Here is a 24,737-nt window from a genome sequence, read left to right as displayed (position 1 = left end):
CGACCATCCCGCCGTCACGCCGAAGGAAGAACCGACATGTCAGACCGCGAAGAGCTGCGCTCCACCCTTGAGACCCTGTCGACGGAGCGAGTCGACCCGGCGTTCGCCGACCTCGATCTGCTGAGCACCCTCGACCAGGTCGCGCTCATGACCGAGCAGGGGATCGTCGCCGCGCAGGCCGTCGCGGCGGAGCGCGAGAGCATCGCGCGTGCGATCGACGGGATCGTCGCCCGGCTGCACCGCGGCGGCCGGCTCGTGTACATCGGAGCCGGTACAGCGGGTCGGATGGGCGTGCTGGATGCCAGTGAGATCCCGCCCACCTTCGGCACCGACCCCTCGCTCGTGGTCGGCGTGCTCGCCGGGGGCGAGCACGCGCTGCGCAACGCCGTCGAGAACGCGGAGGACGACCCGGAGGCGGGCGCGGTCGCTGCGAGCGAGCTCGGACCGGATGACGCGATCATCGGCATCTCGGCATCCGGTCGCACTCCCTACGTCGCCGGCGCGCTGCGCACCGCACGCGATCGGGGCGCCTTCACCGTGAGCCTCGCGTGCAATCGCGACTCCGAGATCTCGCACGGCGTCGATGTCGCGATCGAGGTCGTCGTCGGGCCCGAGGTCGTCGCAGGATCCACCCGGCTCAAGGCAGGCACCGCACAGAAGCTCGTGCTCAACGCGATCTCGACCGTCGCGATGGTGCAGTCGGGCAAGGTGTACGGCAACCTCATTGGTCGACGTGCAGTCGACCAATGAGAAGCTGCGGGCGCGCGCCGAGCGCACCGTCATGCACGCGACCGGCTGCACGCCCGATCAGGCGACCGAGGCGCTCGCCGCCGCAGAGGGGTCGGTCAAGCTCGCGATCGTCCTCGTCGAGACAGGGGTAGACGTCGCCACCGCCCGCGCCGCGCTCGAGAGCTCAGGGGGTAATCTGCGCCGGGCGCTCGCCGTGACCCGAGGCGACCGCACTGCCGAGTAGGCTTGGGCATCATGAACGACGCGCCCATCGGCATCTTCGACTCCGGTGTGGGCGGACTCACCGTGGCGCGCGCGATCCGGGCGCAGCTGCCGCAGGAGTCGCTGGTGTACGTCGGCGACACCGCGCACTCGCCGTACGGGCCGAAGCCGATCGCCGACGTCAGACGGTACAGCATCGAGGTGCTCGACACGCTCGTCGACCAGGGCGTCAAGATGCTCGTGATCGCCTGCAACACGGCATCCGCCGCCGTGCTGCGCGACGCACGCGAACGGTACGACGTCCCCGTCGTCGAGGTGATCGGGCCGGCTGTGCGCCGCGCGGTCTCGACGACGCGCAACGGGCGCGTGGGTGTGATCGGCACGGTCGGCACCATCGGATCACGCGCCTATCAGGACATGCTCGAGGTGAACGAGCGCCTGCGGGTGTTCACCGCGGCGTGCCCGCGTTTCGTGGAGTTCGTCGAGGCCGGCATAACGGGCACGCCGGAGGTGCTGGCCGTGGCCGAGGAATACCTCGCGCCGCTGCGCGAGGCCGAGGTCGACACCCTCGTTCTCGGGTGCACCCACTACCCCTTCCTGCGCGGCGCGATCAGCTACGTGATGGGGCAGGGCGTCTCGCTCGTCTCGAGCGACGACGAGACCGCGGCCGACGTCTACCGTCAGCTCGTCAAGCACGACCAGCTCGCCTCGCATGGCGCGGTCGGCAGCTACGTGTACGAGGCGACCGGCGCCTCCGCAGAGGACTTCACCGCACTCGCCAACCGCCTGATGGGTCACGAGGTGCGAGACGTGCAGCTCGTGCAGACGGGCGTGATCGACCTGCCGTACCTGCAGCCCTGAATCCGGCTGCGCCCCAGCCCAACCGCATCCGAGAGGACCCCATGTCAGACATCGTCCGCGCCGACGGCCGCAGCACCGACCAGCTCCGCGAGATCACGATCGAACGCGGCTGGTCCGCGCACGCCGAGGGCTCGGCGCTGATCAGCTTCGGCGGCACCAAGGTGCTGTGCACCGCGTCGTTCACCAACGGAGTGCCGCGCTGGCTGATGGGCAAGGGCAAGGGGTGGGTCACCGCCGAGTACGCGATGCTTCCGCGCGCCACCAACTCGCGCAACGACCGTGAGAGCGTCAAGGGGAAGATCGGCGGCCGCACCCACGAGATCTCGCGCCTCATCGGCCGCGCGCTGCGCGCGGTGGTCGACACCAAGGCGCTCGGCGAGAACACCATCGTCATCGACTGCGACGTGCTGCAGGCCGACGGCGGCACCCGCACCGCCGCCATCACCGGCGCATACGTCGCCCTCGCGGACGCCATCGAGTGGGGGCGTGAGAAGAAGTTCATCGGCAAGAACTCGAAGCCTCTGCTCGACACCGTCGCCGCCGTGTCGGTGGGCATCATCGACGGCGAGCCGATGCTCGACCTCGCGTACGTCGAGGACGTGCGCGCAGAGACCGACATGAACGTCGTCGTGACCGGGCGCGGGCTGTTCGTCGAGGTGCAGGGCACCGCCGAGGGCGCGCCCTTCGACAAGCGGGAGCTGGATGCCCTGCTCGAACTCGGTGTCGCCGGCTGCGCGTCGCTGAAGGAGCACCAGCTCGCGGCACTGGCGGCCGAGTGATGCGCGTCGTCCTCGCCACGCACAACCCGCATAAGGTCGCGGAGTTCCAGCAGATCGTCGCGGCCACTCGGCCAGACCTCGAGGTCATCGGATACGACGGGCCCGAGCCGGTCGAGGACGGCGTGACCTTCGCGCAGAACGCGCTGATCAAGGCGCGCGCCGCGTTCGCGCACACGGGCATGCCGGCGCTCGCCGACGACTCGGGCATCTGCGTCGACGTGCTCGGCGGATCTCCGGGTGTGTTCTCGGCGTACTGGGCTGGGCAGAAGAAGGACGCCACGGCCAACCTCGAGCTGCTGCTCGACCAGCTCCGCGACGTCGCCGACCCGCATCGCACAGCGCAGTTCCACTCGACCATCGCGCTGGTCGCCGCCGACGGCACCGAGCGCACCGTCGAGGGCATCTGGCCGGGGCGTCTGGCGCATCGGGCATCCGGCGCCGGCGGGTTCGGATACGACCCCATCTTCATCCCCGACGGGCAGGACCCGACGTCGGAGCGCTCGGTGGGCGAGTTCACCGACGCCGAGAAGCAGTCCATGTCGCATCGCGCTCGGGCCTTCCAGGCGCTGATTCCGCTGCTCGCGGCTCTGTAGCGCCGGGCCTCGCGCAATTGAGAAGCGTTACCGTTCCCGAGTAGGCGAAAAGGGCCCTCGGCCGTGATGACCCGGCCTAGCCTGGAGTCATGCACGACCACGCACCCGCCCCAGGAGGGATCCGCGACGCCGGCCACCGGCGCCTGCTGGCGATCTCGCTGACCCTCACGGCCACCGTCATGGTGGTGCAGGTGATCGGCGCGATCCTCTCGGGATCACTGGCGCTGCTCGCCGATGCCGCGCACATGTTCACCGACTCGTCTGCTCTCGTCATCGCCCTGATCGCCACTGCGGTGGCAGCGCGCCCCGCAGACGACCGGCGCACCTTCGGCTACCAGCGCGCAGAGGTGTTCGGGGCCCTGATCAACGCGATCATCCTCATCGTGCTGATGGTCGTGGTCGCGGTGCAGGGCATCCAGCGGCTCATCGATCCGGGCGAGATCGAGGTGGCGGGTCCTCTCATGCTCACGGTCGCGGTCATCGGCATGATCGCCAACGCGATCGCGATGTGGGTGCTCAGCCGCGCGCAGAAGACCAGCATCAACGTGCGAGGCGCCTACCTCGAGGTGATGGGCGATCTGATCGGTTCCGCGATGGTCATCGTCGCGGCGGTCGTCATCGTCACCACGGGGTGGATGCCTGCCGATGCGATCGCCTCGCTGCTGATCGCCGTGCTCATCCTGCCGCGCGCGGTATCGCTGCTGCGCGAGGTCTTCTCGGTGCTCGCGGAATCCGCCCCGAAGGGCATGTCCGCCGCGCAGATCAGAGAGCACCTGAAGGAGTACGACGGGGTCGTCGACGTGCACGACGTGCACGTCTGGCAGCTGACCCGTGGCGCTCCCGTTTTCACCGCGCACGTCGCCGTCGACCCGGCGGTGCTGGCGGCCGGCGGCTCGTCGCAGCTGCTTCAGGAGCTGCAGGGATGCCTTGCGCACCACTTCGACGTCGAGCACTCGACCTTCCAGCTCGAGCCCGCCGACCACGACGACTGCGAGGCGGCGCACGCCTGAGCCGAACTCGGCCCGCGTCGTCAGCTCTCGACGCGCACCTCGTCGGGGGACTTGTCGGGGCGCAGCCCGCGCCAGCGGGAATGCCGCAGGATGCCGCCGGGCGACCAGTTCGCGAACTCGACCTCGCCGACAAGCTCGGGACGCACCCACAGGGCATCCGACGCATCGGGGGAAGGGACCTCGAGTGCCGGCTTCAGCACTCTGAGCGGCTCGAGCTGCGCAGCCAGCTCGCGCAGCATCCGATCGGTGAACCCGGTGCCCACCCGACCGACGTAGCGCAGCTCTCCGTCGCCGGACGGGACGGCGAGCAGCAGCGATCCGATGCCGCTGCGGCGGCTGCCCTGGCCGGGCCTGATCCCGACGATCACGACCTCCTGAGCGTGCGTCTGCTTGAGCTTCAGCCACGATCCCGAACGGCGACCGGGGCGGTACCTGGAGTCGGGGTCCTTCGCGACCACGCCCTCGAGGCCGAACTCGCGGCTCGCGTCGAGCGCGGCCTCCAGGTCGTCGAACACCGGCGGCACCTGCACCGGGGCGCCGAGGCCGACTGCCAGCTGCTCGAGAAGCTCGCGCCGCTGACGCAGAGGCATGTCGGTGAGGTCGTGGCCGTCGAGGCGCAGCAGGTCGAAGAGCATGTAGACGATCGGGGTGCGCACCACCTCGCGTTCGATCTCGCGGCCCCTGGTCAGATGCATGCGGTTCTGCAGTCGTGCGAAGCTGGGCCGTCCGTCGTCGTCGAAGGCCACGATCTCGCCGTCGACCACCGCCTCGGACGCAGGCAGGTGCGGGGCGCCGTCTGCGGTCAGCTCGGGGTATCGGGCGGTGATGTCGGTGCCGCTTCTCGCACGAAGGGTGAAGCGACCATCGGCGCCGTCGATCGCCTCCCAGGTGCCGATCGCACGGATGCCGTCCCATTTGATCTCGGCCCATGGCTCACCGAATGCACGCGCGAGTCCCGGGGTGCCCGACTCGGAGAGCATCGGCGCGATGAACGACGCAGGCGAGGCGTCGAGGACCTGACGTCGTTCAGGTCGTGCATCCGCGGAAGGCGCGCGATGGGGCTTGGGGATCATGCGGTGCAGCAGCCACTGCGACTTCTCGCCCTCTCCGCTCGTGCGGATGAGCGCGAGGCGGGCCGACCCGAGTCGCCCTCCTGACTGGCCGGTGAATGTACCGATCACCTCGTCGTCCCGCCATTTCTCGAGCGCCACGGTTCCCGTGTCCCACACGGTCATGGAGCCCGCGCCGTACTCGCCTCTCGGGATCTCGCCCTCGAAGGTCAGGTACTCCATGGGGTGCGGCTCGGTCATCACGGCGAGGTGGTTGCGCTCCGCCGTCTCGGGCACGCCCTTCGGCACGGCCCAGCTGATCAGCACGCCGTCGCGCTCGATGCGCAGGTCGTAGTGCAGCCTGCTCGCATGGTGCTCTTGGATCACGAAGCGCGGTGCGCCGCCTGAGCCTGCATATGCCGTCCGCGGCATGGGCTCGGGAGTCTTGGCGGCATCGCGCTTCGCGAGGTACGAGGTGAGCGCCGTGCTGGCCGGCGCGAGCGACGCGAGGGGGTCGAGCCCGGCCTCCATCCTCTCGAGAACATCGTGGAACTCGAGGTGCCGGAGGTCGGGATCGTCCAGCTCCTCCCACGTGCGCGGTGCGGCGACCCAGGGTCGCGAGCGGCCGCGCAGGGAGTACGGCGCGATGGTCGTCTTCGATGCGCTGTTCTGGCTCCAGTCGATGAACACCCTGCCGCCGCGCTCGGACTTCGCCATGACGTGCGTGGCGAGATCGGGGTGGTCGGCCTCGATCAGCCGCGCCAGCTCCTTCGCGACGGCGGAGACCTCGTCGCTCGACTGCAGGCCGGTGCCGTCGTCGGTCGTCGGCAGCCGGGCGTAGAGATGGATGCCCTTGCTGCCGCTGGTGACGGGCATCGGCTCCAGCCCCATGCCGCTGAGGATGCCCCGCGCGATCCGCGCGACCTCTGCGCACTGGGCGAGGCCGACACCGGGGCCGGGGTCGAGGTCGAGCACCATGCGATCCGGCCGACCGCGTCCTCCGGAGTGCGTGAACCGCCACTGCGGCACGTGCAGTTCGAGCGCGGCGATCTGCGCGAACCACACCAGCGACGCGACGTCGTCGGCGAGCGGGTATTCCTTCGGGCCGTCGGAGTGCTCGATGGGCATCCGCCTGATCCAGTCAGGGGCGCCTCTTTCCAGCTGCTTGGTGAAGAAGCTCTCGGCCGGGGCCTGCGCGGTTCCGACCCCGTCGACCCATCTCTTGCGGGTCACGGGCCGCCCGCGCATGTGGGGCAGCATGAGCGGAGCGATCTGCGAGTAGTACGCGATGACCTCGCCCTTGGTCGTCCCGGTCTCGGGATACACGACCTTGTCGAGGTTGGTGATGCGCAGGCGGCGGCCGTCGATCTGCACGACCTGCTCGCCGGATGCCATGTGGCCAGGTTATCCGGCATCCGCAAGCCCCTCGCCGCAGGCGGTGCGCCTGGTGTTCACTAGGGGCATGAGAAGCATCTGGAAGGGCGCCCTGACGTTCGGACTCGTGAACGTCCCGGTGAAGGTGTACTCGGCCGTCGAGGACCACGACGTGCCGCTGCACCAGGTGCACGACGAGGACGGCGGTCGGATCCGCTATCAGCGCACCTGCGAGGTGTGCGGCAAGGTCATCGCGTACTCCGACATCGACCGCGCCTATGTCGACGACGGACAGACCGTCGTGCTCACGAAGGACGACCTCGCCTCGCTCCCGGCCGAGAAGAGCCGTGAGATCGATGTGGTGGAGTTCGTGCCGACAGAGCAGATCGACCTGCTCACCCTCGACAAGCCGTACTACCTCGAGCCCGATTCGAAATCGCCGAAGGCGTACGTGCTGCTGCGGAAGACGCTCGAGCAGACCGATCGCACGGCGGTGGTGCGGTTCACGCTGCGGCAGAAGACGCGGCTCGCTGCACTGCGTGTGCGCGGCGACGTGCTCGTGCTGCAGACCCTTCTGTGGTCGGACGAGGTGCGCGAGGCGGCGTTCCCCGCGCTGGACGAGGACGTGAGGATCAGCAAGAAGGAGCTCGAGATGTCGGCCGCGCTGGTCGAGAGCTATTCGAGCGACTTCGACCCCGAGGAGTTCGTCGACGAGTACCAGAAGGAGCTGCGCACTCTGATCGACGCGAAGATCGAGGCAGGCGAGGGCTTCGACGTGGCCGAGACCTTCGGAGACGAGGGCAAGGCGGAGAAGGGCGGCGAGGTCATCGATCTGATGGAGGCCCTGCGCGCGAGCGTCGAGCGCACCAAGGCTGCACGCAAGGGCGGCGGCAAGGCGTCGGAGACGGACGCCGACGACGGGGACGAGAAGGACTCCGCGCCCAAGCGGAAGAAGACGACCGCGAAGAAGAAGGCAGGCTGATCCAGGCGAGTCGACTCGCGCGGCCCGACCCCGGGCGGCCTGACCCTTGCGTCTGAACCGCTTGCGGCTCAGAGCGCGGCCGGGCCGTCAGTGCTTGCCGTCTCCGTCGAGGTCGGGTGCGCGGTCGAAGACCTCGGGGTCGAGCTGCAGGGCCTTCGCCTCGGCGTGGTCGGTCACGACGTCGTCGCCTCGCGCGGCGGCCTTCTTCGCCTTGTACCGCTCGGCGAGGTAGTGCCAGAGGGTCACGATCGCGGTGCCCCCGACGGCGATGAGCAGGATCAGGTCGATGTAGTCGACGACCAGGTCTCGGATCCAGGGGATGTAGGCGATGAGGTAGCCGACCATGGTCAGCCCGAAGCCCCACAGCAGCGCGCCGATGAGGTTGTAGAGCGAGTATCGCTTCCACGGCATGTGACCCACGCCGGCCGCGACGGGAGCGAAGGTGCGCACGATCGGCACGAAGCGGGCGAGGATGATCGTCAGCCCGCCGAAGCGCTCGAAGAACGCATTGGTGCGCTCGACGTTCTTCACGCTGAACAGACCCGACTCCTTGCGCTCGAACACGGCGGGACCGCCCTTGTGCCCGATCAGGTAGCCGACCTCGCCGCCGACGAATGCCGCGAGGGCGATGAGCAGCGAGACCACCCAGATGTTCACGCCGAAGATGTCATTCGTGTGGGTGAGCAGACCCGAGATGATCAGCAGGGTGTCGCCCGGCAGCAGGAAGCCGACCAGCAGGCCGGTCTCGGCGAAGACGATGAAGCAGACCACCGCCAGGGCCCAGGAGCCGGCGCCCTCGATGATGTTCGCCGGGTCGAGCCATGGGATCAGCGCCGTCGGTGCCTGGAGCATGGTGTGAAGCAAGAGAGTTCCCGTCGTTCGATTGCGGCGGTGTGCATGGGGGATGCTGTGCGGAAGATGGGACTTGAACCCACACGCCCTGGGGCACAGGAACCTAAATCCTGCGTGTCTACCAATTCCACCACTTCCGCGCGCTCTTGAGTCTAGCGATCGGGTCGGTCGGGTTTTCCGTAGATCTGCCCAGCGCCTTGTGCGAGGACCGGCTGTGGATAACTTCCGTGCCCGTCTTCGGATCTCTGTCAGGATGCCCGCGTGAGCCATCCCGCCGTCGCCGTCGCAGAGAGCGTGCGCCGGCGCCTGCGCCTCGAGAACACCGATCCGGGGGCCCGGCCCGACGAGGCGCGGCGCATCGCTCAGCTCGAGGTGCGGCGGCACAACGATCTCGCTCTGCAGCGCGGTGAGGCGATGATCGATGACGAGGCCGCTCTCGTGCGCGACGTGCTGGCGTCGGTCTCGGGCTTCGGCGCCCTGCAGCCGCTCCTCGACGATCCGGACGTCGAGGAGATCTGGCTGAACGGACCGGACAGCGTCTTCGTGGCGAAGGGTGGGGCATCGCATCGCGTCGATCTGCAACTGACGGATGCCCTCATCCGCGACCTGGTCGAGCGGATGCTGCAGACCACCGGGCGGAGGGTGGACGTCAGCCAGCCGTTCGTCGATGCCTCGCTTCCCGACGGATCCCGTCTGCATGTGGCGATCGCCGACGTCGTTCGCGGGTCATGGGCGGTGAACATCCGCAAGTTCCTGAAGCGGCATCGCTCGCTCGACGCCCTGGTCGCGCAGGGATCGGTGCCGAGGCATGTCGCCGATCTGCTGCTCGACGCGCTGGACGAGGGGCGCAGCATCATCGTCTCGGGTGCGACGCACGCGGGAAAGACCACACTGCTCGGCGCCCTGCTCGCGGAGTGCGCGGCCGAGCAGCGGATCATCACCGTCGAGGAGACCTTCGAGCTCGCCGTCGACGGGCCGGATGTCGTGGCCCTGCAGGGACGACAGGCGAGTCTCGAGGGCACGGGCGAGATCACGCTGCGGCGGCTCGTGAAGGAGGCGCTGCGCATGCGGCCGGACCGCCTCGTCGTCGGCGAGGTGCGCGACGCGGAGGCGCTCGACCTGGTGCTCGCGCTGAACACCGGCGTGCCGGGGGCGGGAACCGTGCATTCCAATTCGGCGGCCGAGGCCCTCGAGAAGCTCGCCCTGCTTCCCCTGCTCGCCGGGCGCAACATCGACCGCGCGTTCATCGCCCCCGCGCTGGCGTCATCGATCTCGTTCGTCGTGCACTGCCGGCGTGAGCCGGACGGATCGCGGCGCGTCGCCGAGGTGATCGCCCCGACCGGAGAGGTCGTCGACGGCCGCATCCTCAGCACCGCGGTCTACCGAGCGGGGGAGGAGGCATGACGCTGCTCATCGGAGCGATGCTCGGCACCGGCATTCTGCTCTGCGCATCGCCATGGCTCTGGCCCCCGCGAGAGACGCCGCGTCGTGTGGTGCGCAGCACCCGGCTGCGCCGGCTCCTCGACGAGGCGGGGCACGCCCGCACGCCGGTGCGCGCGGTCGTCGCGTGCATGGTCGGGATCGCCGTGACGGTGGCCGCACTCGCGTGGCTGCTCACCGGCATCCCGGTTCTGGCGCTGCTCGCGGCGCTGGCCGGTGCCGCCGCCCCGGTGATGTTCCTGCGCGGTCGCCGCCTGCGGCTGCGCAAGGCGCGCCGGCAGATGTGGCCGGACGTCTGCGATCTGCTCGTGGCGGCGATCAGGGTGGGGCTGTCGCTTCCGGATGCCACGGCGAGCCTCGCCGGTTCCGCGCCGCCCGCCGTGCGCCCGGCATTCGCCGTGTTCGCCCGTGACCTCCAGCAGACCGGACGCTTCGAATCGAGCCTCGACCGGCTCAAGGCGACCCTCGCAGACCCGATCGCCGATCGCATCGTCGAGACTCTGCGCATGGCACGTCAGGTGGGCGGCACGGAGCTCACCGGCGTGCTGCGTGCGCTGTCGTCCTCCGTGCGTGCCGATGCCGCGCTGCGCGGCGAGGTGGAGGCGCGCCAGTCGTGGATCCGCGGCGCGGCGGTTCTCGGGGCCGGTGCGCCGTGGGTGATCCTCGGCCTGCTGGCGATGCGCCCGGAGGGGCGCGACGCGTACGGCAGCCCCGAGGGGGTGGTCGTCATCCTGGCCGGTGCGGTCGTCTCGGTGATCGCGTTCCGCATCATGCTGCGGATCGGCAGACTGCCGGAGCCTGAGCGGTGGTTCGGATGAGCGCGCTGACGGACGTCGCGATCGCGGTGCTGCTGGGCGGGACGCTCGCGCTCGGACTGCTGGGCGTGCTCTCCGCACTGCCCAGGTGGGGTGCTCCATCGCTCGAACGACGCATCGCTCCCTACGTGCGCGACGTCGTCGCGGACGAGGCGCTGCCCGCAGGCGTCCTTCCCGTCGTCGGAGTCATGCCGGTGCACGGCAGGCGTCTGTGGGAACGGCTGCGCGAGCTGCTCGACCGGATGCTCGGCGGCGGCGACGCCCTGCGGCTGCGCCTTGCCCAGGCCGGCCTCGCCCAGACCCCCGCGGCCTTCCGCGGCCGGCAGCTCGCATGGGGAGTCGGCGGCCTGCTCGCGGGCGCGATCGTCGTGGTGATCATCGCCGTGTCCGGCCGGATGACTCCGCCCGCGGCCCTGCTGCCGGCCATCCTCGCGGCCGGCGCCGCCATCGCGTACGACATGCAGCTCACGGCCCGGGCGCGTTCGCGCCGTGCACGCCTCGCCGACGAGCTGCCCACCTCGCTCGAGTTCCTCGCGCTCTGCCTCTCTGCGGGGGAGTCTCTGCTGGATGCTCTGCGGCGCGTGTCGGCGATCGGCACGGGCGAGCTCACCCAGGAGCTGCGGCAGGCCGTGCTCGCCGTGCACACCGGGTCGCCGCTCGCCGATGCCCTCGGCGAGACCGCCACGCGGCTGCGGCTGCCCGGCCTGTCCCGGGCCATCGACCAGATCATCGCGGCGCTGGAGCACGGCGCGCCGCTCGCCGCGGTGCTGCACTCCCAGGCCGCAGACGCTCGCGATGAGGCGAAGCGGGTGCTCATCGAACAGGCGGGCCAGAAGGAGATCCTCATGCTCCTGCCTCTCGTGTTCCTGATCCTGCCGCTCTCGGTGCTCTTCGCCGTGTACCCGGGGCTGTTCATCCTGCGACTCGGCCTCGGCTGACACGACCGCTATCCGGAGGGAAAAGAGATGAAGACGCTCAAGAGATGGATGACCACAGGCCGCGACCTCGTCGCCGACGAGCGGGGCGATGTTCCCGGATGGGTGCTGGTCACATTGATGACCGCTGCGCTGGTCGTCGTGATCTGGGCCGTCGCCGGGCCCGCTCTCGTCGACCTGTTCGAGCAGGCGATCTCACGCGTATCCGGCATCTGATCGGTGCTCGCCATGCGCGGTCGGTCGCTGCTCGACGACGAGCGAGGCTCGAGCCCTGTCGAGTTCGTGCTCGTCGGGGCGCTCCTGACAGCGCTCACGCTGGCCGTGCTGCAGATCGCCCTCGCGATGTACGTGCGCAACGTCGTGCACGACGCCGCGGTCGAAGGAGCCCACTACGCCGCCCTCGCCGACACGACGCTCGACGAGGGCGCAGCGCGCACCGAGGCCGTGATCACCCGGGCAGTGGGCGCGGACTACGCCGGCGACGTCGGGATCGGGCAGGACTCGAGTCTGGGGCACTCGAGCGTGGTCGTGCGGGTGCGCACCACGCTTCCCGTGCTCGGGCTGCTCGGTGTGCCCTACGGATTGGAGGTGGAGGCACGTGCGCCCGTCGAGTCGTTCGGAGAGGAGTAGGTCGCTCCTCGACGACGAGACCGGTTCCGCCGCTCTCGAGTTCATCGTCGCGGGCGTCCTGCTGCTGGTGCCGCTGGTGTACCTGGTGCTGCTGCTGGGCGCGGTGCAGGAGCAGACCCTCGGAGCAGAGGCCGCCGCCCGTCACACCGCCAGGGTGATCGGGCAGGCACCGGATGCCCGCACCGCCGCCGAACGAGGAGACGCCGTGCTCGCCGGCGTGATCCGCGAATACAACATGGATGCGGACGCCGTGGACGTCGCCATCACCTGCCGTCCGAGGGCGGATGAGTGCCCGACGGCGGGCGCGACCGTGATCGTCACGGTGCGCACGGAGGTCGCCCTGCCGCTGATGCCGCCGATCTTCGGGCTGGACGAGTTGGCGGCCATCCCCGTCGAGGCGCAGGCCGCGCAGAAGATCTCCAGGCTGTGGGGTGACCGATGAGCGTGGGCGAACGGATCCGAGAGGCGCTCGGCGACGATGAGGGCAGCGTGCTGCCGCTGATCCTCGGCTATCTCCTGCTCGCGGTCGTCGTGATCTTCGTCTGCGTGTGCGCCACCGACCTGTACATCGCGCAGAAGCGCCTCGACTCGCTCGCCGACGCGGCGGCGCTCGCCGGATCAGACGGCTTCACGCTGCGGGCCGAGGGTGACGGCGTCCGTGCCGAGCTCACCGACGACGGCGTGCGCGATCAGGCCTCGGCCGTGGTGGAAGCCGTCGACGCGCAGGCCACACTGGTGTCGGCCACCACGCCCGACGGTGTCTCCGCCAGCGTCACGGTCGCCGCGGACTGGCATCCGCCGCTCTTCTCGCCGTTCGTGCCCGCCGGGGTGCCGCTCGAGGCGACGGCGACGAGCCGCACGGCGCTGCGCTGAGCGGCCGCGTCGCTCAGGTGTCGTGGCGCGGCAGGAAACGCGGCGTCCATACGGCGAAGCCGGCGGCGCCCAGCAGCGCCACCGCGCCCATCACCCCCGTGGCGAGGGGCAGCGAGGCGAGCGCGACGATCGACGCCACGAGCACCGGAGCCGCCGCGCCCCCGGCATCCGTCAGCGTCCGCCACGCGCCGAGGAAGGTCGCCGGATCCGTCTCAGGGGCGAGATCGGCGCCGTAGGTGAGCAGGATGCCACTGGAGAGGCCGTTGCCGAGCCCCAGCACGGCGGCCATGAGCGCGAACCACATCGACGCGTGATCGAGATCGTGTGTGAGCGAGAGCGCGATCAGGCCCGCGGCCATGAGCAGCATCGCCGGCAGCGCGGCCCAGATGCGGCCGAAGCGGTCCATCACCTGTCCGCTCGCGTAGAAAAGGGCGAAGTCGATCGCGCCGGAGACCCCGACGACGATCGCGATCGTGCTGGCGTCGAGCCCGAGCGAGACACCCCACAGCGGAACGATCACCTGGCGGGCCGAGCGCACCGCCGACAGGGCGGCCGCAGCGATCCCCAGGCGCATGAGCACGCCCCGGTAGTACCGGATCGTCTCGAGCACCCCGTAGCGATCGCGGGTGGGGATGGATCCTGTGACCACCTCGCCCGAGTCCTCGGCGACCGCGGCACCGGTGGGCTTCAGCAGCACCGGGCTGCTCTTCTCGGGGTCGGGGCCGAAAAGCACCAGCGGCACGATAGCCGCGCAGCACACGATCAGGGCCCAGATCGTCGACTGCTCCGATCCGGTGAGCTGGATGAGCGCCGCCGCGACGAACGGTCCGACGAACACGCCGAAGCGGAAGCTGCCGCCGAGCAGAGAAAGGGCCCTCGCGCGGAACCGCGGCGGGACCCTCGTGGTCATGAACGCATGCCTGGCGAGCCCGAACGCAGCGGCGCAGAAGCCGAGCACGAACACCGAGAGCGCGAACAGGGCGAGGTGCTCCGCGAGCAGCATCCCGACGCCGGCGACGATCGACAGCCCGCCGGCGACGACCATCGTGAAGCGCTCGCCGATCCTGGCCACCAGCGCACCTGCCGGGAGATTGCCGCACAGCTGCCCGATCACGATCGCCGAGGCCACCAGTGCGGCGACCGAGACATCGGCACCGAGACGGGTCGCGACGACGGGGATGAGCGGGATGACGGCACCCTCGCCGAGCGAGAAGAGAACCGTCGGCGCGTAGACCATGGGTCCGAACCGCCTCAGGACCTTCGCCGCACTGTCGCTCACAACGCTCACGCTAGCCCGCCGGCGCCATGACGGCGGACGGACATACCGGGGCCACGGAACCAGGGCATGCCGGGGCCACGGAACCAGGGCATGCGGGGGTCAGGGAACCGGGGCCACGGCGCGATAAGGTGGACTGCCATGTTCGAACTCGATCTCTCCGCCGACATACAGGCCCTGCGACACACCTTCGGCGACATCCGCGAGGTCGTCGACGTCGATTCCCTGCGCGAGGACATCGCGCGACTCAGCGAGGAAGCGGGCGCCCCCGACCTCTGGGACGACCCCGAGAAGGCGCAGAAGGTCACCAGCGCTCTCAGCCACAAGCAGGCCGACCTCAAGCGCGTCACCGAGGTCGAGCGCCGACTCGATGACCTCGACGTGCTCGTCGAGCTCGCCAACGAGATGCAGGACGACGACTCCGCAGCCGAAGCGCGCGCCGAGCTCGAGTCGCTCACGCAGACCATCAACCAGCTCGAGGTGCAGACGCTGCTCGACGGCGAGTACGACGAGCGCAACGCGATCATCACGATCCGCTCCGGGGCTGGAGGAGACGACGCCACCGACTTCGCCGAGATGCTCATGCGCATGTACCTGCGCTGGGCCGAGCAGCACGGCTACCCCGTGAAGGTGCTCGACACCTCGTACGCGGAGGGTGCGGGCATCAAGTCGACCACGTTCGAGGTCACCGCGCCTTACGCCTTCGGGACGCTCTCGGTCGAGGCAGGCACGCACCGCCTGGCTCGCATCAGCCCGTTCGGCTCGGCCGACAAGCGACAGACCTCGTTCGCCGCCGTCGAGGTCATCCCGCTGATGGAGGAGGCGACCGAGGTCGAGATCCCCGAGAACGACATCCGCGTCGACGTGTTCCGTTCGTCGGGCCCCGGTGGCCAGTCGGTGAACACGACCGACTCGGCCGTGCGCATCACCCACCTGCCCACGGGCATCGTCGTGTCGATGCAGAACGAGAAGTCGCAGATCCAGAACCGCGCCGCCGCCATGCGCGTCCTGCAGACCCGCCTCCTGCTGCTGCAGAAGGAGGAGGAGGCTGCGAAGAAGAAAGAACTCGCAGGCAACATCACGGCCAGCTGGGGCGACCAGATGCGCTCGTACTTCCTCTACGGCCAGCAGCTCGTCAAGGACCTGCGCACCGGCCATGAGTCGGGGAACCCGGCGAGTGTCTTCGACGGCGACCTCGACGACTTCATCTCGGCGGGCATCCGCTGGCGCAAGCGCAAGGAAGAGGACTGATCCTCACCTCGACATGAGAACGGGCCCGGGAGCGATGCTCCCGGGCCCGTTCTGCATCTCACGCGGAGGTCATCCGGCGCAGACGCCCGCTGCGTCGGCGAACGTCGAGGCGAACTCGAGGGCATCCGCCGGATCCGTGAAGTCGCTGGTGCCGTCGGCGACCGTCTGCAGCGCCTCGTCGCTCATCTCGGAGGCGTAGAACTCCTCGCCGAGGCACAGGAGCAGGTCGTCGGTGTAGCCGCCGGCCTCGGAGGTGCCTGCGATCTCGGCGAGACCCGTCGCGAGCTCCTCGGGGGTCGGGCGCTCCCCGCTCGCATCGCCGGGCGCGCTCGGCTCGACGGACTCCTCGGCCCACGGCTCTTCGGACGAGTACCCGTCGTACGACGAGTCCCACGGGTCGTTGGCGTAGCTGACGAAGAAGCTCACGCTCAGCACGATGGTCGCGACGATGCCCATCACGACCGACAGGATGAGCCCGACGATGCCAGGCCACTTCGCCGTGTTCTTGATGAACAGCGCGATGATCGACACGACGAACGCGGCGAACAGCAGGAACGAGCCGATGCCGAACGTGACGAAGTTCGGGATGCACGCGATGATGCCGCCCACGACGGCGAGACCGAGCCCGATGTAGCCCAGCACGGGCGTCTTGCGCGGACCCGGTGCGGGTGCCGCGTATGCGCCGTACCCGGCGTCGCCGCCGTACTGCGCCGAGGCCGCGTACGGGTTCTGCTGGTCGTATCCCGCTGCGCCCGGGTAGCCCTGCTGGCCCTGACCGCTCAGACCGTAGGGCGCCTGGCCGTACGGTGCCTGCCCGTATGGAGCCTGCCCGTATGGAGCCTGACCGTATGGCACCTGGCCGCCAGGAACCTGCTCGTTCGACGTCTGACCGTAGGCGCTCTGCGGATACCCCTCCGGTGTCACGGGCGGGTAGGCGAGGGTGGGCTGCGCGTCCTCGGCGTCCTGCGCACCCGGGGCAACGGGCGGTTCGTAGGAGGCGGGCGCGACGTGGGCATCCGCTGCCGCATCGGCGTTCGCGTCGGAGCCCGCGAGCACCGTGCCGCCCTCCTCCGGGGCGTCAGGCGTCTCGGGAGCGTAGTGCTCGGTCCACTGCTCGCCGTCCCACCAGCGCTGGCGTCCGGATCCGTCGTCGTACCATCCTGCGGGAACGCTCATGGCGCCCTCCTCCTGTCTGCGTCGCCGGCTGCACGCCTGCGACAACCCCTCGTGGCGCATCCGCGCCTCTACGTGTATATCAGTCGCTCTCGACGGGAAAGCCACGGGGGAGTGTCGCTCGGCATCGCGGACGGAGCCGCGCATAGGCTCGAGGGGCCATGATCCGGTTCGAGAACGTCACCAAACGCTACCGCGGCACCACCCGCCCCGCACTGTCCGAAGTCGACTTCAACGTCGAGGCAGGCGAGTTCGTCTTCCTCGTGGGGGCCTCCGGCTCGGGCAAGTCGACCTGTCTGCGGCTCATCCTCCGCGAGGATGTCCCCACCACCGGCCGGGTCGCCGTGCTCGGCCGCGATCTGCGCTCGCTCGCCAATCGCAAGGTCCCGTACTTCCGCCGCCACATCGGCTCGGTCTTCCAGGACTTCCGTCTGCTCCCGTCGAAGACCGTCGCGCAGAATGTGGCGTTCTCGCTGCAGGTGATCGGATCGTCGCGCGGGTTCATCCAGCAGGCCGTCCCGGAGGCGCTCGCGCTCGTCGGTCTCGACGGCAAGGCCAAGCGGATGCCTCACGAGCTCTCCGGAGGCGAGCAGCAGCGCGTCGCGATCGCACGCGCCATCGTCAACCGTCCCAAGGTGCTGCTCGCCGACGAGCCCACGGGAAACCTCGACCCTGCGACCTCGGTCGGCATCATGCAGCTGCTCACCCGCATCAACGCCGGTGGCACGACGGTCGTGATGGCTACGCACGAGGCGGCCTTCGTCGATCAGATGCAGCGGCGCGTGATCGAGCTCAAGGGCGGCGAGATGGTGCGCGACGAGGCAGGCGGCGGGTACGGCGACACCTCGAGCATCCCCCGACTCACGCCGGAGGCCGTGCCTGGCGCCGCCGCGGCCGCCGCGCTCACCGCCGTCCAGGAGGTGCAGCGCGAGAGCATCACGGGCGTGATCGAGACGCCGCCGGCCGAGCAGCCGCCCGCTGTGGCGCCACCCTCGGATCCGGATGCCCAGCGGCCGCCCGCTCAGCCCGTCCAGGGCGCACCCGCTGCGCCGACGCCGCCCGAGGAGCCGGCGACGACGGTCGGTCCCCGGACCAACCCGATCGTGATCCCGGAGGTGGAGGTCGCCGAGCTCGGCATGGCCGACCGTCTCGGCCTCTCGGGTGACGACGACGAGGAAGTGGGTCCGACCTCATGAACTTCGGACTCATCGTCGGCGAGGCCCTCATCGGCCTTCGTCGCAACATCTCCATGGTCATCTCGGTGGTGCTGGTCACCTTCGTCTCGCTGACGTTCGTGGGCGCGGCCATCCTCATGCAGACGCAGATCCAGACGATGCGCGGCTACTGGGGCGAGAAGGCCGAGGTGACCATCTACATGTGCTCGCCGCTGTCGACATCGGAGAACTGCACCGCGGACGAGGCGACGGAGGACCAGATCACGAAGGTCGAGGACGACCTGGCCGGCCCTGCGCTCAGCCCCCTGATCAGCGAGGTCGCCTTCGACGACAAGGAGACCACCTACCAGAACTGGGTGGAGCGGTTCGGCGAGGAGCAGGCGAACGCGTTCGGCGTCGAGAACATGGGCGTGGCGTTCCGCGTGACCATGAAGGACCCGCAGCAGTCCCGGGTGCTCACCGAGGCGTTCTCAGGGCTGCCGGGTGTCGACGAGGTGCAGGATCAGCGCCGCCTGCTCGATCCGCTGTTCTCCGCCCTCACCGTCGCGACCTACATCGCCGTCGGCGTCGCAGCGCTCATGCTCATCGCCGCCGTGCTGCTCATCGCCACGACGATCCGGCTGTCGGCGTATGCGCGACGGAAGGAGATCGGCATCATGCGCCTGGTGGGCGCGTCGAACCGGTCGATCCAGACGCCGTTCGTGCTGGAGGGCGTCTTCGCGGCGTTCCTCGGCTCGGTGTTCGCCAGCGCCGCCGTCCTCGCCGGCGTCAAGTTCGGCGTCGAAGGCTACCTGGCCGAACGGGTGCCCTTCATGCGTCCTCTGGTCGACATGCAGGATGCCGCGTTCGTCGTGCCTGTGCTGATCGGCATCGGCATCGTGCTGGCGGCCCTGTCGGCCGGGTTCGCGATCCGGCGCTGGCTGCGCACCTGAGCCTGTAGGCTGAGGGGCTGTCTGTCGTCAGGAGAAGAACATGCCCAGGGAACGCGGGGAGAAGGTCGTCGCGACCAACCGTCGCGCGCGTCACGACTACAACCTCGAGAAGTCGTACGAGGCAGGCCTCGTGCTCACCGGCACCGAGGTCAAGTCGCTGCGCCAGGGTCGAGCGAACCTGAGCGACGGCTACGCCTACGTCAAGGGCGGCGAGGCGTACCTCGACGCCGTGCACATCCCGGAGTACTCCCAGGGCCACTGGACCAACCACTCGGCCAAGCGCATCCGCAAGCTGCTGCTGCACAAGGAGGAGATCCGCAAGCTCGAGCATGCCGTCTCGGCCGGCGGCTACACGCTCATCCCGCTGAAGCTGTACTTCTCGGACGGACGCGCCAAGGTCGAGATCGCCCTCGCGAAGGGCAAGAAGGAGTACGACAAGCGCCAGACCCTGCGCGAGCGCCAGGACACCCGCGAGGCCGAGCGCGCCATGCGGCTGCGCAATCGCGTGGGGGAGTAGCCCTTACGGGGCGACCGGGAAGCCGAACGTCCGGCCGAGGAAGCGCAGTTCCGCCTCGAGCGACGCGATGATCGACGAGGCCGCGCGGAACCCGTGCCCCTCACCCTCGAACAGCAGGTACTCGTGGGGCACCCCTCGGGCCTCCAGCGCATCCCTGATGGCCTCCGACTGCGACGGCGGCACGACCCTGTCCTCCGACCCCTGCTGAAGCAGCACCGGCACATCGATCCGGTCGGCGTGCGACAGCGGGGACCTCTCGATGTACACGCGCTCGGCCTCGGGCAGCGGCCCGACCAGGCCCTCGAGGTAGTGCGCCTCGAAGTCGTGCGTCTCAGCCGCCAGCATCCGAAGATCGGCGACTCCGTACCGCGAGATGCCGGCGCTGAAGGCACCGCCGCGGACGAGAGCGCAGAGCACCGTCCATCCGCCGGCTGAGCCGCCGCGGATGGCGATGCGGGCAGGGTCGGCGAGCCCGGCGTCGGCCATGCCGCGGGCCGCGGCGATGACGTCGTCGACGTCGACGATGCCCCACTGGCCGTCGAGTCGCTCGCGATACGCGCGTCCGTAGCCCGTCGAGCCGCCGTAGTTCACATCGAGCACGCCGACGCCGCGGCTGGTCCAGTAGGCGTAGGCGGTGGATGCCGCACCCGACACGTGTGCGGTGGGTCCGCCGTGCACCATGACGATGTACGGCGGCAGCTCGCCATCCGGAGCAGTCGCATCGGGGTTCGTGGGCGGGTAGTCGAAGGCGTGCACGGGCCCGTGCGGGCCGTCGAAGGTCACGGGCCTGGCGCGTGGCACCCAGCGGGCGTCTGCCTCAGCGCCGCCCGTCACGGTCGTGATGGTTCCGTCATCGAGATCGACGCACCACAGCCCCGCGCCGACCGTGCGCCCGGCGCCCGAGATGAGCACCTTCGAGCCCCGGGCGTCGTCGACGCTCGCCTCGGCCGTGATCGGCAGGGTGAGCAGCTCGACGCTCTCGCCGTCGGGCGAGATCTGCACGATCTGGTCAGCGCCGTTCGTGCGCACGGCGACGACCCGGCCGTCGTCGAGGGGCTGATACCAGCGGGTGCCGAGCACCCAGAGCGGGCCACCGGTGTCGGCATCGGCAGCGGCGAAACCGGTCGAGGTCTCGCCGAGACGCAGCCGCCGCAGGTTCCAGCGACCCGAGGGATCGTCGAGGTGGAGCAGCTCGTCGTCGCTCACCCACTCAGGCTGAAGGGCGGCGTGCGTGCGCGTGGACTCGATCTCGTCGCCGCCCACAGGGGCGACGTGCAGAAGGGCCTGCTCCCAGGGCATCCGGACGGTGCTCCACTGCACCCAGGCGAGACGCTCGCCGTCGGGGGAGAGCGCGGGATGCGCGACGAACCCGCTCGTCGAGACGAGCGTCCGCACCGCGGACTCGTCGTCAGCGGCCGAGCCGTCGAGGGGGATCTCGACGATCGCCCGCAGATGCTGTTCGGGTCGCAGGTCCTCGCGCACGGCGAGCAGGCGACCGCGCTGCAGCCTGAGCCCGCCGAACGCCGGTCCCGCCTCAGTCAGCGGCTCGGGGACGCCCCCGCGCGGCATCCGGTGCACCCGCTGATCAGCGCCGTTGACGAAATACAGCGTGCCGTCGTCGCCGGCGGTCCATGCGCCTCCGCCGTACTCGTGGACTCGCGAGCGCGCATTCCACGGCAGGGGAAGCACCTCCGCGCCGCTCGAGCTGCGCACCGTCACCCTGCCGCCCTCGGCGGGAACCGACTCACCCCACCAGATCTCATCGCCGACGAAGCGCGCCCCGTCGATGCGGGGAGATGCCTGCGCGATCATCTGCGCGGTGAACGGGGAGGGCCACGAGCCGTGCGGTGCGGTCATGCTCCGAGCCTAGCCAGAGCGACGGTCGACACACGGCGTCACACAGTGTGCGCCGCGCCGAGCGGCTGTCCTACCGTCTGAGGACACCCTCGCCCCCGAGCAACGAAGGAGAACGCCGTGAGCACCACCCCCTTCTCCTTCGAGCTGTACCCGCCTCGCACGGCGGAGAGCGCCCGCGCGCTGCACGACACCATCGACCGTCTCGCCGAGGTCGGACCCGAATTCATCTCGGTGACCTACGGCGCCGGCGGATCCACGGGAGGACGCTCGCTCGAGGTGCTGCGCTACATCCGCGCCCACACCGACACCGAACCGCTCGCCCACCTCACGTGTGTGGGCAACACCTATGCCGGGGCTGCGCGACTGATCCGGGAGTTCCTCGATGCCGGCGTGCTCAGCTTCCTGGCACTGCGCGGCGACCCGCCGGCGGGGCAGGACGAGGACGATGTGTTCCTCGGCGACCTCGAGAGCTCGGCGCAGCTCGTGCAGCTGATCGATCGCGTGCAGGCCGAGCGCGCTCCGTACGAGGAGTCGCCGGTGCGCGGCAACCCCGGTGCCGTGCGCGTCGCTCCGCGCCGCAAGGTGAACATCGCCGTCGCCGCCTTCCCGAACGGACACCCCCGCTCGGCCTACAGCAGCCAGCACGTCGACGCCCTGCTCGCGAAGCAGGCGGCCGGCGCCACCGTCGCCATCACCCAGCTTTTCTTCCACGCCGACCACTACCTCGCATTCGTCGAGCGCGCTCGGCGGGCCGGTGTGACGATCCCCATCCTGCCCGGCATCATGCCTATCACCTCGCCCGCGAGGCTCACCCGCGTGCTCGAGCTGACCGGCGAGGACCTTCCCGGCGAGCTCGCCATCGATCTGGAGATCGAACCGACCACCGAGGGACGCCGCCAGATCGGCATCCGATGGGCATCCGATCTCATCCGCGCGGTCGTCGACGGCGGTGCACCCGGAGTGCACCTGTATGCGTTCAACCAGCACGAGACCGTGCTCGATGTCCTCCAATCCGCCGGGATCATCCCCGAGCGCCAGCTCTCCGCAGCATCGAAAGGAACCTCATGACCGCTTTCCCCGCAGGGACGATCCTCGGCTACCCGCGCATCGGCCGCCGTCGCGAGCTGAAGAAGGCGGTCGAGTCCTTCTGGGCCGGCCGCTCCGACCAGGCCGAGCTGGAGCGCACCGCCGCCGAGCTGCGGGCGACGACGCGCGCACGTCTGGCAGGACTGGGCCTGGGACGCGATGACTCGTCGATCCCCGAGTCGTTCTCGTTCTACGACCAGGTGCTCGACGCCGCCGTCACCGTCGGCGCGATCCCCGCCCGCTTCGACGACCTGCGCGACGAAGACGGGACGATCGGGCTCGGCGCCTACTTCACCGTCGCCCGCGGCGAGGGTGAGCGAGCGCCGCTCGAGATGACCAAGTGGTTCGACTCGAACTACCACTACCTCGTTCCCGAGATCGGCCCCGAGACGACGTTCTCGCTCGCCAGCGAGCATCTCGTCGCACAGGTCGCCGAAGCGGCGTCGGCCGGATACATCACCCGTCCGGTGATCGTGGGCCCCGTCACCCTGCTCGCTCTCGCGAAGGCGTCGGACGACGCACCCGAGGGCTTTGACCCGCTCAGCCGACTCGACGACGTGCTGCCTGTGTACGCCGCGCTGCTCGCGAAGCTGAGGGCCGCGGGCGCCCAGTGGGTGCAGCTCGACGAGCCCGCGCTGGTCAGCGAGTCGCTTCCCGCCGACACCGCCGCGCTCGCCGCTGCCTCCGCCCGCGCCCTGGCGGTGCTGGGCGGTGCGAGCGAGCGTCCGCAGATCTTCGTCGCAGCCCCGTACGCCGCGCTCGGCTCGACGCTCGAGGTGCTCGCCGCAGCTCCCATCGAGGCGATCGGCATCGACCTCGCCCGCGGCGACGTGCCCGCCGCACTCCCGGCGCTCGGGGGCAAGACGCTCGTCGGCGGCGTGATCGACGGCCACAACATCTGGCGGGGCGACCTCGACGCCGCCTTCACGAAGCTCGAGGCGCTCCGCGCGCTCGGCGCGGGTGCCGTCTCGGCATCCACCTCCACCTCGTTGCTGCACGTGCCGCACGACGTCGACGACGAGACCGCACTCGACCCCCGCCTGGTCTCGTGGCTCGCCTTCGCCGATCAGAAGGTCGGCCAGGTGGTCACCCTCGCGCAGGGACTGGCCGAGGGCCGCGATGCCATCGCCGAGGCCCTCGATGCGGCATCCGCCGCCCTCGCCGACCGCCGCGAGGCCCCTGGTGTGCGCGATGGAGCCGTGCGCGAGCACGCGTTCGCCGAGGCGGAGTTCTCGCGCGTTCCGTACGAGGAGCGTGAGAGCGCGCAGCAGGCGCTGAAACTGCCCGCCCTGCCGCTGACCACCATCGGCTCCTTCCCGCAGACCGGAGACATCCGTCGAGCCCGTGCCCGGTTCCTGCGCGGCGAACTTCCTGAGGACGACTACGACGACTTCCTGCGTCGCGAGATCGACCAGGTCGTCGCCCTTCAGGAGGACCTCGGCCTCGACGTGCTCGTGCACGGGGAGCCCGAGCGCAACGACATGGTGCAGTACTTCGCCGAGCACCTCGACGGCTTCGCCGTGACCCAGCACGGATGGGTGCAGTCCTACGGCTCGCGCGCCACGCGCCCGTCGATCCTCTGGGGAGACGTGTCGCGCCCGGCGCAGATCACGGTGTCGTGGGCGGCGTACGCCCAGTCGCTGAGCGTCAAGCCGGTCAAGGGCATGCTCACCGGCCCGGTCACGATCCTCGCCTGGTCGTTCGTGCGCGACGACCAGCCGCTCGGCGAGACGGCCAACCAGGTCGCGCTCGCGCTGCGCGACGAGATCACCGACCTCGAGGCCGCGGGTATCGCGATCATCCAGGTCGATGAGCCTGCGCTGCGCGAGCTGCTTCCGCTGAAGGCGGCCGACCAGGCCGATTACCTCGACTGGTCTGTGCGCTCCTTCCGTCTCGCCACCGGCGGCGCCGCCGCCGGCACTCAGATCCACACGCATCTCTGCTATTCGGAGTTCGGTGTGGTGATCGATGCGATCCGCGCCCTGGATGCCGATGTGACCTCGATCGAGGCGGCTCGCAGCCGCATGGAGGTCGTCGCAGACATCGCCCGCTTCGGGTTCGACCACGGTGTCGGCCCCGGCGTCTACGACATCCACTCGCCGCGCGTGCCCAGCGTGGAGGAGATCGAGTCGCTGCTGCGCCGCGCCGTCGACGAGTTGCCCCTGAGTCAGCTGTGGGTGAACCCGGACTGCGGACTGAAGACCCGTGCCTACGAGGAGACGGTGCAGTCGCTGCGCAACATCGTCGAGGCCACGCGTCGTGTCCGCGAGGACGTCGTCGTCCCGGCCTGATCCGATCTGATCCGGGATGCCGGAGGGCTCCCCGT

The 24,737-nt window shown here is 69.9% G+C and carries 25 protein-coding genes and 1 tRNA gene; 20 read left to right on the top strand and 6 right to left on the bottom strand.

Annotated elements, in window-relative coordinates; genetic code table 11:
- Nucleotides 1-36: 36 nt before the first annotated feature.
- The 6 genes from FVO59_RS00330 (at nt 37) to FVO59_RS00310 (ending at nt 4,194) form a co-directional block, all read left to right on the top strand.
- Nucleotides 37-750, top strand: coding sequence for an N-acetylmuramic acid 6-phosphate etherase (locus FVO59_RS00330; protein WP_259363325.1), 714 nt, complete (start codon nt 37-39; stop codon nt 748-750).
- The gene (locus FVO59_RS16295) at nt 734-973 is read left to right on the top strand and encodes an N-acetylmuramic acid 6-phosphate etherase family protein (protein WP_259363324.1); all 240 of its coding nucleotides are present in this window, start codon (nt 734-736) and stop codon (nt 971-973) included. The genes FVO59_RS00330 and FVO59_RS16295 overlap by 17 nt, the downstream gene beginning before the upstream one ends.
- Before the next feature lie 11 nt (nt 974-984).
- Entirely contained in the window at nt 985-1,812 is an 828-nt protein-coding gene (gene murI, locus FVO59_RS00325; protein WP_182253611.1) for a glutamate racemase, read from the top strand.
- A 41-nt stretch (nt 1,813-1,853) separates the two neighbouring features.
- Nucleotides 1,854-2,591, top strand: a complete 738-nt coding sequence (gene rph, locus FVO59_RS00320) for a ribonuclease PH (RefSeq protein WP_182253610.1) — start codon at nt 1,854-1,856, stop codon at nt 2,589-2,591.
- Nucleotides 2,591-3,184 (top strand): RdgB/HAM1 family non-canonical purine NTP pyrophosphatase, encoded by a 594-nt coding sequence (gene rdgB, locus FVO59_RS00315; protein ID WP_182256377.1) that lies wholly within the window; start codon nt 2,591-2,593, stop codon nt 3,182-3,184. Before rph ends, rdgB begins: the two co-directional genes overlap by 1 nt.
- 89 nt (nt 3,185-3,273) lie before the next feature.
- Nucleotides 3,274-4,194, top strand: coding sequence for a cation diffusion facilitator family transporter (locus FVO59_RS00310; RefSeq protein ID WP_182253609.1), 921 nt, complete (start codon nt 3,274-3,276; stop codon nt 4,192-4,194).
- Between the two features lie 20 nt (nt 4,195-4,214).
- Here the strand turns inward: FVO59_RS00310 and FVO59_RS00305 are convergent, their stop codons facing one another.
- A complete protein-coding gene (locus tag FVO59_RS00305) occupies nt 4,215-6,638 on the bottom strand; it encodes an ATP-dependent DNA ligase (protein ID WP_182253608.1) in 2,424 nt (807 codons plus the stop codon).
- A 67-nt stretch (nt 6,639-6,705) separates the two neighbouring features.
- Between FVO59_RS00305 and ku the strand changes: the two genes are divergently transcribed.
- Complete coding sequence (ku, locus tag FVO59_RS00300; protein WP_182253607.1) at nt 6,706-7,599, top strand: non-homologous end joining protein Ku; 894 nt, start codon at nt 6,706-6,708, stop codon at nt 7,597-7,599.
- Between the two features lie 87 nt (nt 7,600-7,686).
- Here the strand turns inward: ku and FVO59_RS00295 are convergent, their stop codons facing one another.
- Complete coding sequence (locus FVO59_RS00295) at nt 7,687-8,451, bottom strand: DedA family protein (protein WP_182253606.1); 765 nt, start codon at nt 8,449-8,451, stop codon at nt 7,687-7,689.
- 58 nt (nt 8,452-8,509) lie between these two features.
- Nucleotides 8,510-8,591 (bottom strand) — tRNA-Leu (locus FVO59_RS00290).
- 121 nt (nt 8,592-8,712) lie between these two features.
- On the opposite strand from FVO59_RS00290, the gene FVO59_RS00285 reads away from it, so the two are divergent.
- The 7 genes from FVO59_RS00285 to FVO59_RS00255 are packed head-to-tail and all read left to right on the top strand — an operon-like array spanning nt 8,713 to nt 13,144.
- On the top strand, nt 8,713-9,855 hold the full coding sequence (locus FVO59_RS00285; RefSeq protein WP_182253605.1) for a TadA family conjugal transfer-associated ATPase: 1,143 nt from the start codon (nt 8,713-8,715) through the stop codon (nt 9,853-9,855).
- Nucleotides 9,852-10,709: a type II secretion system F family protein gene (locus tag FVO59_RS00280; protein ID WP_182253604.1), complete on the top strand. Its 858-nt coding sequence runs from the start codon at nt 9,852-9,854 to the stop codon at nt 10,707-10,709. Before FVO59_RS00285 ends, FVO59_RS00280 begins: the two co-directional genes overlap by 4 nt.
- Nucleotides 10,706-11,644: a type II secretion system F family protein gene (locus FVO59_RS00275; RefSeq protein WP_182253603.1), complete on the top strand. Its 939-nt coding sequence runs from the start codon at nt 10,706-10,708 to the stop codon at nt 11,642-11,644. The genes FVO59_RS00280 and FVO59_RS00275 overlap by 4 nt, the downstream gene beginning before the upstream one ends.
- A gap of 27 nt (nt 11,645-11,671) precedes the next feature.
- Nucleotides 11,672-11,857, top strand: a complete 186-nt coding sequence (locus FVO59_RS00270) for a hypothetical protein (RefSeq protein WP_182253602.1) — start codon at nt 11,672-11,674, stop codon at nt 11,855-11,857.
- Between the two features lie 12 nt (nt 11,858-11,869).
- Nucleotides 11,870-12,271, top strand: a complete 402-nt coding sequence (locus tag FVO59_RS00265; protein WP_182253601.1) for a TadE/TadG family type IV pilus assembly protein — start codon at nt 11,870-11,872, stop codon at nt 12,269-12,271.
- Nucleotides 12,240-12,713, top strand: a complete 474-nt coding sequence (locus tag FVO59_RS00260; protein ID WP_182253600.1) for a TadE family protein — start codon at nt 12,240-12,242, stop codon at nt 12,711-12,713. The genes FVO59_RS00265 and FVO59_RS00260 overlap by 32 nt, the downstream gene beginning before the upstream one ends.
- Entirely contained in the window at nt 12,710-13,144 is a 435-nt protein-coding gene (locus FVO59_RS00255; RefSeq protein WP_182253599.1) for a pilus assembly protein TadG-related protein, read from the top strand. The genes FVO59_RS00260 and FVO59_RS00255 overlap by 4 nt, the downstream gene beginning before the upstream one ends.
- Nucleotides 13,145-13,157: 13 nt before the next feature.
- On the opposite strand, the gene FVO59_RS00250 is transcribed toward FVO59_RS00255, so the two are convergent.
- Entirely contained in the window at nt 13,158-14,381 is a 1,224-nt protein-coding gene (locus tag FVO59_RS00250; protein WP_182256375.1) for an MFS transporter, read from the bottom strand.
- Between the two features lie 180 nt (nt 14,382-14,561).
- On the opposite strand from FVO59_RS00250, the gene prfB reads away from it, so the two are divergent.
- Nucleotides 14,562-15,671, top strand: a complete 1,110-nt coding sequence (prfB, locus tag FVO59_RS00245) for a peptide chain release factor 2 (RefSeq protein ID WP_182253598.1) — start codon at nt 14,562-14,564, stop codon at nt 15,669-15,671.
- A 69-nt stretch (nt 15,672-15,740) separates the two neighbouring features.
- Here prfB and FVO59_RS16290 read toward each other — a convergent pair whose 3' ends face one another.
- A complete protein-coding gene (locus tag FVO59_RS16290; RefSeq protein ID WP_259363321.1) occupies nt 15,741-16,847 on the bottom strand; it encodes a DUF2510 domain-containing protein in 1,107 nt (368 codons plus the stop codon).
- A 158-nt stretch (nt 16,848-17,005) separates the two neighbouring features.
- Between FVO59_RS16290 and ftsE the strand changes: the two genes are divergently transcribed.
- The 3 genes from ftsE to smpB are packed head-to-tail and all read left to right on the top strand — an operon-like array spanning nt 17,006 to nt 19,468.
- On the top strand, nt 17,006-18,040 hold the full coding sequence (gene ftsE / locus FVO59_RS00235) for a cell division ATP-binding protein FtsE (RefSeq protein ID WP_182253597.1): 1,035 nt from the start codon (nt 17,006-17,008) through the stop codon (nt 18,038-18,040).
- Nucleotides 18,037-18,951, top strand: coding sequence for a permease-like cell division protein FtsX (ftsX, locus tag FVO59_RS00230; protein ID WP_182253596.1), 915 nt, complete (start codon nt 18,037-18,039; stop codon nt 18,949-18,951). The genes ftsE and ftsX overlap by 4 nt, the downstream gene beginning before the upstream one ends.
- A 40-nt stretch (nt 18,952-18,991) precedes the next feature.
- Nucleotides 18,992-19,468, top strand: coding sequence for an SsrA-binding protein SmpB (gene smpB, locus FVO59_RS00225; protein ID WP_182253595.1), 477 nt, complete (start codon nt 18,992-18,994; stop codon nt 19,466-19,468).
- A gap of 3 nt (nt 19,469-19,471) precedes the next feature.
- On the opposite strand, the gene FVO59_RS00220 is transcribed toward smpB, so the two are convergent.
- Nucleotides 19,472-21,325, bottom strand: coding sequence for a prolyl oligopeptidase family serine peptidase (locus tag FVO59_RS00220; protein ID WP_182253594.1), 1,854 nt, complete (start codon nt 21,323-21,325; stop codon nt 19,472-19,474).
- 117 nt (nt 21,326-21,442) lie between these two features.
- Between FVO59_RS00220 and FVO59_RS00215 the strand changes: the two genes are divergently transcribed.
- On the top strand, nt 21,443-22,393 hold the full coding sequence (locus FVO59_RS00215) for a methylenetetrahydrofolate reductase (protein WP_182253593.1): 951 nt from the start codon (nt 21,443-21,445) through the stop codon (nt 22,391-22,393).
- Nucleotides 22,390-24,702: a 5-methyltetrahydropteroyltriglutamate--homocysteine S-methyltransferase gene (gene metE / locus FVO59_RS00210; protein ID WP_182253592.1), complete on the top strand. Its 2,313-nt coding sequence runs from the start codon at nt 22,390-22,392 to the stop codon at nt 24,700-24,702. The genes FVO59_RS00215 and metE overlap by 4 nt, the downstream gene beginning before the upstream one ends.
- The last annotated feature ends 35 nt before the right edge of the window (nt 24,703-24,737 follow it).

The organism is Microbacterium esteraromaticum, assembly GCF_014084045.1.
Taxonomy (GTDB): Bacteria; Actinomycetota; Actinomycetes; order Actinomycetales; family Microbacteriaceae; genus Microbacterium; species Microbacterium esteraromaticum_D.
This window is presented reverse-complemented; position numbering and strand designations above follow the sequence as displayed.